This window comes from Nonomuraea cavernae, from assembly GCF_040655715.1.
Lineage (GTDB): Bacteria > Actinomycetota > Actinomycetes > Streptosporangiales > Streptosporangiaceae > Nonomuraea > Nonomuraea cavernae_A.
In genome coordinates, this window is record NZ_JBFAKL010000014.1 from 146,492 (window position 1) to 159,234 (window position 12,743).

Below are 12,743 nucleotides of genomic sequence, written 5' to 3' on the forward strand. Positions count from 1 at the left end.
CTTTCGATTATGCCGTTGCGTCAAGCTCGGTCACGCAGGGCGAGCTCATCTCCGGCGTGATCACCTCAACGTGCCGTTGGTCATCCCGGCCGGCTCCTCGGGCACGACGACCAGCCCCAGCTCGGCGGGCGAGGCGGCGATCTCGTGGAACGGCACCGCGCGCACCGTGTAGCCGAACGCCCCCGTGCGGTCGAGCGGGACCGTCCCCGAGTAGTGGGCCCGGCCGTCGTCGTCGACGTCGTCGGCCGCCAGCGTGAGGTAGCCAGGACGCAGCAGCTCGTCGTGCGGCCCTACCCTGCCGTAGACCACCTGGACCAGCACGTCACCGGGCTCCAGGTCGCCGAGCGCGATGGTGGCGCGCAGCTCCAGGCCGGCGCCCACCTCGGGGGCGTCGCCGACGCCCGAGGTCTCGACGTGCTCCACCCGCACGCCCGGCCACGCCTTGGTGACGCGCAGCCGCCAGGCGGCGAACGCCTTGGCGGCGGCGTAGGAGTCGGCCGACAGCAGGCGGGCCGCCTTGGCGGCCGGGGTGTAGAGGTCGACGACGTAGTCGCGGAGCATCCGTGTGGCCAGCACCTTGGGCCCGAGGGAGGTCAGCGTGTGCTTGACCATCTCCAGCCACCGGCGCGGCGGCCCGTCGCCGGCCCGGTCGTAGAACCTGTCGGCCACCTCGTGCTCGATCAGATCGTAGAGCCCGGCCGCCTCCAGCTCGTCACGCCGGTCGGGATCGACGACCCCGTCGGCGGTGGGGATGGCCCAGCCGTTGGTGCCGTCGAACCACTCGTCCCACCAGCCGTCGCGGATGGACAGGTTGAGGCCGCCGTTGAGCGCCGACTTCATGCCCGAGGTGCCGGACGCCTCCAGCGGGCGGAGCGGGTTGTTGAGCCAGACGTCGCACCCTTGGACCATGAACTGGGCCAGGGCCATGTCGTAGTCGGGCAGGAAGACGATGCGGTGGCGGACGTCGGCCTGGTCGGTGAACGTGACGATCTGCTGGATCAGCTTCTTGCCGCCCTCGTCGGCGGGGTGCGCCTTGCCCGCGATCACGATCTGGACGGGCTTGTCGGCGTCGAGCAGCAGGCTCCTCAGCCGGTCGGCGTCGCTCAGCATCAGCGTGAGCCGCTTGTAGGACGGCACCCGCCGGGCGAACCCGATGGTCAGCACGCCGGGGTCGAGCGCGTCGTCGATCCAGCCGAGCTCGGCGTCGGAGGCGCCGCGGGCGCGCCAGGAGGCGCGCAGCCGGGCCCTGGCCGCTTCGACCAGCCGGCGGCGGAACGTGCGCCTGATGTCCCAGATGTCGGCGTCGGAGACCTTCTGGATGCCCTCCCAGCCGCGCGCCCGCTCGATCAGCGACGGCAGCTCGCGCCCGGCCAGCTCCATCAGCTCGCGGCCGACCCAGGTGGGCGCGTGGACGCCGTTGGTGATCGAGCCGATCGGCACCTCGTCGAGGTCGAACCCCGGCCAGAGGTCCTTGAACATCTCGCGGCTGACCTCGCCGTGCAGCTCGGACACGCCGTTGACGCGCTGGGCCAGGCGCATGCCCATGATGGCCATGTTGAACCGGCCCGGGTCTGCCTCGGCGCCGAGGGCGAGGATGCGCTCCACCGGCACGGTCGGCCAGGCGTTGCCGCCGCCGAACTGCCGCTCGATCATGTCGACGGGAAACCTGTCGATGCCGGCGGGCACCGGCGTGTGGGTGGTGAACACCGTGCCGGCCCGGACGACTTCGAGCGCCTCGTCGAACGACAGGCGGGCCTCGGTCAGCTCGCGGATGCGTTCGAGGCCGAGGAAGCCGGCGTGTCCCTCGTTGGTGTGGAAGACCTCGGGGTCGGCGTGCCCGGTGACGCGGCAGTAGGCGCGGATCGCCCGCACACCGCCCACGCCGAGCAGGAGCTCCTGCATGAGCCGGTGGTCGGTGCCGCCACCGTAGAGCCGGTCGGTGACATCGCGGGCCGCGGTGTCGTTGTCGGCCACGTCGGAGTCGAGCAGCAGCAGCGGGACCCGGCCCACCTGGGCCACCCAGAGCTGCGCGTGCAGCACGCGGTCGCCGGGCAGGCCGACGCGGATCTTGACCGGGGTGCCGTCGTCCTCCTTGAGCAGGGCGAGGGGCAGCCCGCCCGCGTCGAGCGACGGGTAGTGCTCCAGTTGCCAGCCCTCGGGCGAGAGCGACTGGGTGAAGTAGCCGTGGCGGTAGAGCAGGCCGACGGCGAGGATCGGCACGCCGAGGTCGCTGGCGGCCTTGAGGTGGTCTCCGGCCAGGATCCCGAGACCGCCCGAATACTGCGGGAGCGGGGCGGCGATGCCGTACTCGGGGGAGAAGTAGGCGATGGCCCGTGCCGCGTCGGGCAGCGTTTGGTACCACTTCGGGGAGCCCATGTATTCGCGCAGGTCGTCGGCGGCGTCGGCGAGCCGCCGCAGGAAGCGGCGGTCGGCGGCCAGCTCGGCCAGGCGGCGGGGGTCGACGGCGCCCAGCAGGGCGACCGGGTCGTGCCCGACCTGCTCCCACAGCAGCGGATCGACCTCGGCGAACAGGTCTGTGGTCTCCGGATGCCAGGACCAGCGCAAATTGTGCACCAGCTCGCCGAGTGCGGCCAGTTCTGCTGGCAGGACGGTGCGGACGGTAAACCGGCGGATTGCTCTCACGTTTTTGCACCCTATGGGCTAGGAGGGACCTCTGAGACCCTCACCCTCAGCAAGGACGTTCAAACCCCTTCCCCGGATGAAGCATGAAGAGCGACTATTGGGGCAACTTCCACCATTGTCGGTTCTCCCGGGGACACGGGAGGTCTATCCGCTGCTGCCCATAATTTACATGCAAGGATCGTTCCTGCCACGGAAGCCTCCGGCGGTACCGAGTGTCCCGCCGCAACCTTGAAATGCGATGATCGGAAGAATTCCCATCACGGACGTCCACCCCGTCGTCGATTGCGGGCAATGGCCCGCCAAGGCGGTCGCCGGCGAGACCTTCGAGGTCTCGGCGACCGTGTTCAGAGAGGGTCACGACGCCGTGGCCGCGGGTGTGGTGCTCACCGCGCCCGACGGGCAGCGTGGCAGGCTGAGACGGATGCGCGAACACGCGCCGGGCACCGACCGGTGGTGCGTCGACGTGTGCCTGCCCACCGAGGGCGACTGGCTGTTCCGGGTCGAGGCCTGGAGCGACCCGATCGCCACCTGGCTGCACGACGCCGAGATCAAGATCCCGCGCGGCATGGACGTCGACCTCATGTGCGAGGAGGGCGCCCGGCTGTTCGAGCGCGCCGCCAAGGCGGTCCGGCAGGCCGACTGCCCGGCCTCGATCGGGCACACCACCCCGCGGGCGCGCAACGGGCACACCCCGGTCCGGCCGGGCACCGCCCGGACGTCCGCGCAGGCCAGGACGGGTGACGGCGAGAGCGCGTGCGGGCACCGGGCCGCGCTGCTGACGATCGCGGCCACCCTGCGCGACGAGGATCTCGACCCGCGCGCCCGGCTGTCCATCGCGCAGCTGCCCGAGACCGCGAGCCTGCTGGACGCCCACCCGCTCCGCGACCTGGTCACCAGGTCACGGCCGCGGAAGATCAGGGTCGACCGGCGCCGGGCCCTGTACGGCTCGTGGTACGAGTTCTTCCCCAGGTCGGAGGGGGCGATCGTCAGCGAGTCGGGCGTCTCCAAGTCCGGCACCCTGCAGACGGCGGCCAAGCGGCTGCCGGCCATCGCCAGGATGGGCTTCGACGTCGTCTACCTTCCGCCGATCCACCCGATCGGCGAGACGTTCCGCAAGGGCCGCAACAACACGCTGAGCCCCGAGCCCGACGAGCCCGGCTCGCCGTGGGCGATCGGCGGCGAGGACGGCGGGCACGACGCGATCCATCCCGACCTGGGGACGATCGAGGACTTCGACCTGTTCGTCGGCCGCACCCGTGAGCTGGGCATGGAGGTCGCGCTCGACCTGGCCCTGCAGTGCTCCCCCGACCATCCGTGGGTCAAGGAGCACCCCGAGTGGTTCACCATCCGGGCCGACGGGACCATCGCGTACGCCGAGAATCCGCCGAAGAAATATCAGGACATTTACCCAATCAACTTCGACAAAGATCCCGAAGGGGTCTACGCCGAGGTCAAGCGGGTGGTGCGGCACTGGATGGATCACGGGGTGCGGATCTTCCGGGTGGACAATCCGCACACCAAGCCGGTGGCGTTCTGGGAGCGGCTGCTGGCCGACGTCCATTCGTCCGATCCCGATGTGATCTTCCTGGCCGAGGCGTTCACCCGGCCGCCGATGATGCGCATGCTGGCCAAGATCGGATTTCACCAGTCCTACACGTACTTCACCTGGAAGAACTCCAAGTACGACGTCGAGACCTATCTGTCGGAGCTGGCGCACGAGACGTCGGACTACCTGCGGCCCAACCTGTTCGTCAACACGCCGGACATCCTGCACGAGTACCTCCAGAACGGCGGGCTTCCGGCGTTCAAGATCCGGGCCGTGCTGGCCGCGGTGGCCTCACCGACATGGGGGGTCTATTCAGGGTACGAACTTTCGGAGAACATTCCGGTACGCCCGGGAAGTGAAGAATATCTAGATAGCGAGAAATATCAGTACAGACCTCGCGATTGGGCCACAGCCGAGCACGAAGGCCGCAGTCTGGCGCCTTTCATCACGCACCTCAATTTGTTTCGAAGAGCACACCCGGCACTACAGGAATTGCGTAATCTACGGTTCCACAGGGTCGACCAACCGGACATCGTCTGCATTTCCAAGCGACTCCCGGGCGCCTACGACCCGGCCACACGAAGGCACGGGATGGGCGACGTCGTTCTGGCGGTCATCAATCTCGACCCCCACCACACCCACGAGGCGACGGTCGAGCTCGATCTGCCGGCGCTCGGTCTCGACTGGAACGCGGAGTTCGTCGTCGACGATGAGCTGTCCGGCGAGTCGTATCGTTGGCGGCAGAGCAACTATGTGCGCCTTGACCCCCATATCCAGCCAGCCCATGTCCTCACCGTACGAGCCGCGCCACGGTAGACCAGAATTCAGCGGGGAGTCTTCAACGTGTGTGTCAGCGCCTCCCTCATGAGCCTCGCAAGGAGGGGTTCATGAGCTCCACACCCATTCCCAACGCCTTCGACGAAGAAAAGCCTCGCGATCCCTACTGGTACAAACGCGCGGTCTTCTACGAAGTGCTGATCAGGGGTTTCGCCGACTCCAACGGAGACGGCACCGGCGACATCAAGGGCCTGATCGACAAGCTCGACTACCTTCAGTGGCTCGGCGTCGACTGTCTGTGGCTGCTGCCCCTGTACGAGTCGCCGCTGCGTGACGGCGGCTATGACATCGCCGACTTCATGAAGATCCTGCCGGAGTTCGGCGATCTGGGGGACTTCGTGAAGCTGGTCGACGAGGCCCACAAACGCGGCATGCGGGTCATCGCCGATCTCGTCATGAACCACACCAGCGACGCCCACCCCTGGTTCCAGGCCTCGCGGCACGACCCGGAGGGGCCGTTCGGCGACTTCTACGTCTGGGCCGACAGCGACACGGGCTACTCCGACGCCCGCGTCATCTTCATCGACACCGAGACGTCCAACTGGACCTACGACCCGGTGCGCGGCCAGCACTACTGGCACCGGTTCTTCCACCACCAGCCCGACCTCAACTACGAGAACCCGGACGTCCAGGACGCCATGCTCGAGGTGCTGCGCTTCTGGCTGGACCTCGGCATCGACGGGTTCCGGCTGGACGCGGTGCCCTACCTGTTCGAGGAGGAGGGAACCAACTGCGAGAACCTCCCCCGCACCCACGAGTACCTCAAGCGGGTGCGCAAGGAGGTCGACCGGATCTACCCCGACCGGGTCCTGCTCGCCGAGGCCAACCAGTGGCCGACCGACGTGGTGGAGTACTTCGGCGATCCGGTGGGCGGCGGCGACGAGTGCCACATGGCCTTCCACTTCCCGCTGATGCCGCGCATCTTCATGGCCGTACGCAGGGAGTCGCGCTACCCCATCTCCGAGATCCTGGCCCAGACGCCCAAGATCCCGGAGCACTGCCAGTGGGGCATCTTCCTGCGCAACCACGACGAGCTGACGCTCGAAATGGTGACCGACGAGGAACGCGACTACATGTACACCGAGTACGCCAAGGACCCGCGGATGCGGGCCAACGTCGGCATCCGGCGCCGGCTCGCGCCGCTGCTGGAGAACGACCGCAACCAGATCGAGCTGTTCACCGCGCTGCTCCTGTCGCTGCCCGGCTCGCCGGTGCTCTACTACGGCGACGAGATCGGCATGGGCGACAACATCTGGCTCGGCGACCGCGACGGCGTGCGCACCCCCATGCAGTGGGACCCCGACCGCAACGCCGGGTTCTCCGACTGCGACCCCGGCCGCCTCTACCTGCCGGTGATCATGGACCCGATCTACGGCTACCAGGGGCTCAACGTCGAGGCCCAGCAGCGGAACAACGGCTCGCTGCTGCACTGGACGCGGCGCATGATCGAGATCCGCAAGCGGCACCCGGTGTTCGGGCTGGGTGAGTTCGCCGAGCTCAACTCCTCCAACCCGAGCGTGCTGGCGTTCGTCCGAGAGCTGGGAGACGACCGGATGCTGTGCGTCAACAATCTCTCGCGGTTCCCGCAGCCGGTGGAGCTCGACCTGCGCAGATTCGTCGGTGTCTCGCCTGTCGAGACGATGGGCGGCGTCCCATTTCCGGCAATTGGCGAACTTCCGTATCTTTTGACGCTCCCAGGGCATGGGTTCTACTGGTTCACCCTCCCGCCGGCGATCACCCAGGAGGAGTAAGACGTGCTTGACGAGCTCCTTGTCGCATGGATCGGTCATCAACGCTGGTTCGGCGGCAAGGGGCGCCCGATCGACCGATTGTCGGTCGAATCGGATGTCGAGCTGACCCCCGGGCTCCGGCACCTGATCGTGGCCGTGTGGCAGGAGGGCTCGCGAGACCGCTACCAGATCCTGCTCGGCCAGCGCTACGACCTGCCGGACCGCCTTGAGCACGCGGTGATCGGCCAGTTCCACGACTGGCTCCTGTACGACGCCGTGCACGACTACGAGCTCACCGGCTGGCTGCTCGACGGCATGGCCGGCGACGAGGACCGCGGCGACCTGCGGATGCGCCACACGCCAGGCGTCACCATCGACACCTCCCAGCGCAGCCTCGTGCTCGGCGCCGAACAGTCCAACACCTCGCTCGTGTACGGCGACGCCTACATCTGCAAGCTGTTCCGCCGCCTGATCCCCGGGATCAATCCCGAGCTGGAGGTCGTCGCCGCCCTGGCCGCCCGGAACGCCCCGCACATCGCGCAGCCGTACGGATGGATCGAGTGCGACCTCGACGGGACACCCACCACGCTGGCGTTCATGCAGCGGTTCCTGCCCAACGCCAACGACGGCTGGGACCTCGCGCTCGCCAGCGTCCGCGACCTGTACAACTCGGCGCCCGGCATCGACGCCGCCGAGGCGGGCGGCGATTTCGCCGCCGAGTCCCGCCGGCTCGGCGCGGCCACCGCCCGGGTCCACCACGAACTGGCCGAGGCCTTCCCCACGGACGTCATCGAGACGCACGAGGTCAAGCGGATGGCCGAGGGTTTCCGGCGCAGGCTCGGCCGGGCCGTGGCCGAGGTGCCGGAGCTGCGCGAGTACGTCGGGGCGCTGGAGGCCGCCTACCACCTCGTGGAGGACCACACCGTCGAGGTGCCCGTGCAGCGGGTGCACGGCGACTACCACCTGGGCCAGGTGATGCGCACGCCCACCGACTGGGTGGTGCTCGACTTCGAGGGCGAGCCGGGTCAGCCGCTGGCCGAGCGCCGGGCGCTGTCGTCGCCGCTGCGCGACGTGGCGGGCATGCTGCGTTCCTTCGATTACGCCGCCCGGCACCTGCTGGCCGGCCACGCCGACGCCGCGGCGCTGGAGCCTCGGGCCGACGAGTGGTCGCGGCGCAACCGCGCCGCCTTCCTGGAGGGCTACGCCGAGGCCGGCGGCGTGATCTCGGCGGACGGCGTGGCCCTGCTGCGCGCGTTCGAGCTGTCCAAGGCGGTGTACGAGGTCGTCTACGAGGCCCGCAACCGCCCCTCGTGGATCGGCATCCCGCTGGCCGCCTTCCGCCAGGACGCCTTCTGACGCTCACCCGCCGCGGGGTTCCCTCACCCGGCCGGATCCTGGTCCTGGGGCCGGGTCTGCCCCAGATAAACCCAGGAATCCCCACTTTCGGTGATTGCGGCCGTGAAAGCGGGCAGTGGCTGGGTTGGACGGTCAAGGTAGGGCAGGGTTGGGAGCATGCCGATGAGAACAGAGCTCGACCGCCTCGCGGGCGGAGCGCACCACGATCCGCATTCGATCCTGGGCGCCCATCTCGTCGCGGGCGGCGTGACGTTCCGTGCGTTGCGCCCGATGGCCGAGCGGGTCCGGGTGGTGCTCGACGACGGGACCTCGCACGACCTGAAACACCAGGCTCACGGCGTGTTCGAGGTGACCGTCCCGGGTCTCGACAAGGCGCCCGGCTACTCGCTGACCGTCCAGTACGCCGGCGGCGAGCCGGCCCACGTCCGTGACCCCTACCAGCACTGGCCCACGCTGGGCGAGGTCGACCTGCACCTGATCGGCGAGGGGCGGCACGAGCGGCTGTGGGAGGTGCTCGGCGCGCGGGTGATGCGGCACCAGGACGTGCCGGGCACGGCCTTCGCCGTCTGGGCGCCCAACGCGCGGGGCATCAGGGTCGTCGGCGACTTCAACCACTGGGACGGCACCGCCTATCCGATGCGCTCGCTGGGCCGTTCCGGCGTCTGGGAGCTGTTCATCCCCGATCTGGGGGCCGGAGAGCGCTACAAGTTCCAGATCCTCGGCGCCGACGGCGTATGGCGCGACAAGGCCGACCCGATGGCCCGGCGCACCGAGGTGCCGCCGCAGACCGCCTCGGTGATCGAGCAGTCGTCCTACACCTGGAAAGACGAGAGCTGGCTGGCCGAACGCCGCGAGCAGGCCGCGCAGCGGGCCCCGATGAGCATCTACGAGGTGCACCTCGGGTCGTGGCGGCCCGGGCTGTCCTACCTGGAGCTGGCCGACCAGCTCGTCGAGTACGTGCACGACCTCGGGTTCACGCACGTCGAGCTGCTGCCGGTGGCCGAGCACCCGTTCGGCGGGTCGTGGGGCTACCAGGTCACCTCCTACTACGCGCCCACCGCCAGGTTCGGCACGCCCGACGAGTTCCGCTACCTGGTCGACCGGCTGCACGAGGCCGGCATCGGGGTGCTGCTCGACTGGGTGCCCGCGCACTTCCCGATGGACGACTGGGCGCTGGCCCGCTTCGACGGCACCCCGCTGTACGAGCACGCCGACCCGGCCCGTGGCGAGCACCCCGACTGGGGCACGTACGTCTTCGACTTCGGCCGCAGGGAGGTGCGCAACTTCCTGGTGGCCAACGCCCTCTACTGGCTGAAGGAGTTCCACATCGACGGCCTGCGGGTGGACGCGGTGGCCTCGATGCTCTACCTCGACTACTCGCGGCGTGAGGGCGAGTGGACCCCCAACGTCTACGGCGGCCGGGAGAACCTCGACGCGGTCGAGTTCCTCAAGGAGATGAACTCCGTCGTCTACCGGGAGGCTCCGGGCATCTCGACCGTGGCCGAGGAGTCGACGGCCTGGCCGGGGGTGTCGCGGCCGGTGCACCTGGGCGGGCTCGGGTTCGGCTTCAAGTGGAACATGGGCTGGATGCACGACACCCTCGCCTACCTGCGGCACGAGCCGGTGTTCCGCCAGTATCACCACCACCAGATGACGTTCTCGCTCATCTACGCCTACTCCGAGAACTACGTGCTGCCGCTCTCCCATGACGAGGTGGTGCACGGCAAGGGCTCGCTGCTGGGCAAGATGCCAGGCGACGAGTGGCAGCGCTTCGCCCAGCTCAGGGCGCTGTTCGCGTTCATGTGGGCGCATCCGGGCAAGCAGTTGCTGTTCATGGGCGGGGAGTTCGGCCAGGGCTCCGAATGGTCGGAGGAGCGCGGGCTCGACTGGTGGGTGCTGGAGTTCGACGGCCACCAGGGGGTCCAGCGGCTCGTCCGCGACCTCAACCGGTTCTACCGCGAGACGCCGGCGCTCTGGGAGCAGGACACCGTCCCCGAGGGCTTCCGGTGGATCGACGCCGACGACGCCTCGGGCAACACCTTCTCCTTCGTCCGCTACGCGGCCGACGGGTCCGCGCTGGCGTGCGTGGCCAACTTCAGCGGCGCGCCGCACGAGGACTACCGGCTCGGCCTGCCGTACGGCGGGCACTGGCAGGAGGTGGTCAACACCGACGCCTACGACTACTGGGGCAGCGGGGTCGGCAACCTGGGCGGGGTCGAGGCGGTCGAGCAGGGATGTCACGGTCTGCCCTACTCCACGACGCTGCGGGTGCCACCGCTCGGGGCGGTGTGGCTCTACCAGGACCAACACAAGGATCAGCTGGAAGAGTCATGAAAGTTCGCTGAGAAAGGCGATCCCGCTCTGGGCTTGTCCTGTAAATCGCCATAAACTCCGAGATCACCCCCTGCTCGGAGGACGCGTGCGATTTCGCTCCCTGATCGTCTGCTCGATCCTGCTGGCTCTGGTCCCGGCCGCCCCAGCGTTCGCCGACGATCCGACCCCGGCGCCGGCCGCGGCCTCGTCTCCGTCTCCGTCCCCTTCCGCGTCCCCGTCCCCGTCCCACGGGAAGCTGGAGGAGAGCCTGGCGGTCGGCGAGGGCAGCGTCCGGGCCATCGTCGAGCTGACCGGCCCCGCCGAGCGCGCGCCGGTCGCCGCCCAGGCCGCCGAGGCGAACGTGGACGTCGTGCTCCGGCCGGAAACACAGCCGTTCATGGTCGTCGAGGGCACCGCCGAGGAGCTGGCCGCGCTGGCCGAGGACCCCCGGGTCATCTCGATCCACCGCGACCGCGCCTATCCCCCGACGCTGGCCTCCAGCCTCAAGCTGATCGGCGCCGACCAGGCGCACGCCCAGGGGTTCACCGGCGCCGGCCAGGCGGTCGCCGTCCTCGACACCGGGATCGACCGCGACCACCCGTTCTTCTCCGGCCGGATCGTGGCCGAGGCGTGCTTCTCGGCCGTCGAGACGGGCGTGACGTCGCTCTGCCCCAACGGCCAGACGTCGCAGATCGGGGCCGGCGCGGCCGACGCGGCCACCGCCAGATGCCTGGCGGGCGCGGTCAACCTGTGCGAGCACGGCACCCACGTGGCCGGCATCGCGGCGGGCGACGGCGGTGTGGCTCCGGGCGCGGGCATCGTCGCCGTCCAGGTGTTCAGCCGGGTCGACGACGAGAGCATCTGTGGCGAGCCGTCCTGCCTGCTGGCCTACGAGTCGTCGCTCCGGCTGGCCATGGAGCACGTGGCCGGTCTGTCGCAGCCCATCGCCGCGGTGAACCTGAGCCTCGGCGGCATGCCCGCCGAGACGTCCTGCGACGACAGCGAGGAGGCCCAGGCGTTCAAGCCGGCCATCGACTCGCTGCTGGCCAAGGGCATCGCGACCGTGGTGGCCGCCGGCAACGAGTACTTCGAGGGCGCCTCCTTCCCCGCCTGCATCTCCTCGGCCGTGGCCGTCGGCGCCAACGACGACGGCGACGAGATCGCCGGCTTCTCCAACCGGGGCGCGTTACTCGACCTGTTCGCGCCGGGCGTGGACGTCGAGTCGTCGGTGCCGGACAACCAGATGGCGGTCTACAGCGGCACCTCGATGGCGACCCCGCACGTGGCGGGCGCCCTCGCGCTGCTGAAGGCGCAGTCGCCGCAGACCCCCATGTCCGACCTGATCGAGAGGCTCAAGACGACCGGCAGGCCGTACGCCTACCAGGCGAACGGCGTGGACGTGGTCACGCCGCGCCTCGACGTGCTGGCGGCCCTGACCGGCGCGACGCCGGCGCCGACCGTCAGCCAGACCTCCGCCCCGCGACCCGACCCCGACCCCGACCCCGACCCGCAGCCTGAGCCCTCCGCCGACAGCCCGTCACCGGAGCCGGCCCCCGAACCCGAGCCGACCGCGACCGACCCCGGCGACGACCAGGCACGGTCCACGCCCATCCCGCTGCCGACCGTCACCGTGACGGTGACCGTCACCGCCTCGCCTCCGGCCGCCGTCTGCACCCGGAGCACGACCGGCAAGCGGCTGACGGCCAAGCAGTGGGCCGTCGAGATCCACCGGAGCAGCGGCAGCATCCCCGACGTCACGCTGACCTGCTACCTGAAACTGGTGCAGAAGGCCAGCAAGGTCTTCCCCGAGCTGACCAGGGCCTCGACGCTCGGCACGGCGTACAAGGTGGTCAAGGCCGACAAGACGGCCAGGCAGCGGCTGGACGGCGCGCTGCTGGTGGGCTGGCTCAACTGGGCGCACGGCACGAACAACACCAAGGCCCTGAAGAGCGCGGAGACCGTGCGGCTGACGTCCAAGGCGACCAGCGCCAAGCTGACGAAGGCGGCCAAGAGCCTGCGCAAGTCCGCCTGAGGCACCGTCCCGGGGCGGCCAGCGAACCGCCCCCGCGATCCCTTCCTTGGAACCGTCCAAAGAGGAATCCCGCATATCCGGATAACGGACGTGTTTCTTCACGGGGCTGGTGCCTGGTCTCTCAGTACACTCTGGCCCCGTACGCACCATCAAGTGGGGATTTTTCCGGCCAGTGGCCGAGACGAGCGAGCTTCACGGGGGTTTCGTCATTACGATTCCGCAACTCGCCCTCGACGCGTCCCGCCGTTCGGGTGTCCCCCTCCAGTCCGTCCGAGAGACGGACGGT

Annotated in this window: 6 protein-coding genes; 5 read left to right on the forward strand and 1 reads right to left on the reverse strand. The window is 69.3% G+C overall.

All coding sequences use genetic code 11. The features are described 5' to 3' along the window. Positions 1–60: 60 nt before the first annotated feature. Positions 61–2,643: an alpha-glucan family phosphorylase gene (gene glgP, locus AB0I38_RS21725; protein ID WP_358470696.1), complete on the reverse strand. Its 2,583-nt coding sequence runs from the start codon at positions 2,641–2,643 to the stop codon at positions 61–63. Between the two features lie 238 nt (positions 2,644–2,881). Here glgP and AB0I38_RS21730 point away from each other — a divergent pair, with 238 nt between their 5' ends. The 5 genes from AB0I38_RS21730 to AB0I38_RS21750 all read left to right on the forward strand — a co-directional run bounded on the left by AB0I38_RS21730 (position 2,882) and on the right by AB0I38_RS21750 (position 12,457). Continuing rightward, the gene (locus AB0I38_RS21730; protein WP_358470699.1) at positions 2,882–5,005 is read left to right on the forward strand and encodes an alpha-1,4-glucan--maltose-1-phosphate maltosyltransferase; all 2,124 of its coding nucleotides are present in this window, start codon (positions 2,882–2,884) and stop codon (positions 5,003–5,005) included. A 71-nt stretch (positions 5,006–5,076) separates the two neighbouring features. Continuing rightward, positions 5,077–6,777, forward strand: a complete 1,701-nt coding sequence (gene treS / locus AB0I38_RS21735; protein ID WP_358470702.1) for a maltose alpha-D-glucosyltransferase — start codon at positions 5,077–5,079, stop codon at positions 6,775–6,777. Between the two features lie 3 nt (positions 6,778–6,780). Then, entirely contained in the window at positions 6,781–8,112 is a 1,332-nt protein-coding gene (locus AB0I38_RS21740) for a maltokinase N-terminal cap-like domain-containing protein (RefSeq protein WP_358470705.1), read from the forward strand. Positions 8,113–8,274: 162 nt separating this feature from the next. Next, a complete protein-coding gene (gene glgB, locus AB0I38_RS21745; RefSeq protein ID WP_358470708.1) occupies positions 8,275–10,446 on the forward strand; it encodes a 1,4-alpha-glucan branching protein GlgB in 2,172 nt (723 codons plus the stop codon). 85 nt (positions 10,447–10,531) lie between these two features. Next, positions 10,532–12,457, forward strand: coding sequence for a S8 family peptidase (locus tag AB0I38_RS21750; RefSeq protein WP_358470711.1), 1,926 nt, complete (start codon positions 10,532–10,534; stop codon positions 12,455–12,457). Positions 12,458–12,743: the final 286 nt, after the last annotated feature.

Excerpts from the sequence above, each read along its gene's own strand:
- glgB (WP_358470708.1), top strand. The coding sequence starts at position 8,275 with ATGAGAACAGAGCTCGACCGCCTCGCGGGCGGAGCGCACCACGATCCG.
- AB0I38_RS21730 (WP_358470699.1), top strand. The coding sequence starts at position 2,882 with ATGATCGGAAGAATTCCCATCACGGACGTCCACCCCGTCGTCGATTGC.
- treS (WP_358470702.1), top strand. The coding sequence starts at position 5,077 with ATGAGCTCCACACCCATTCCCAACGCCTTCGACGAAGAAAAGCCTCGC.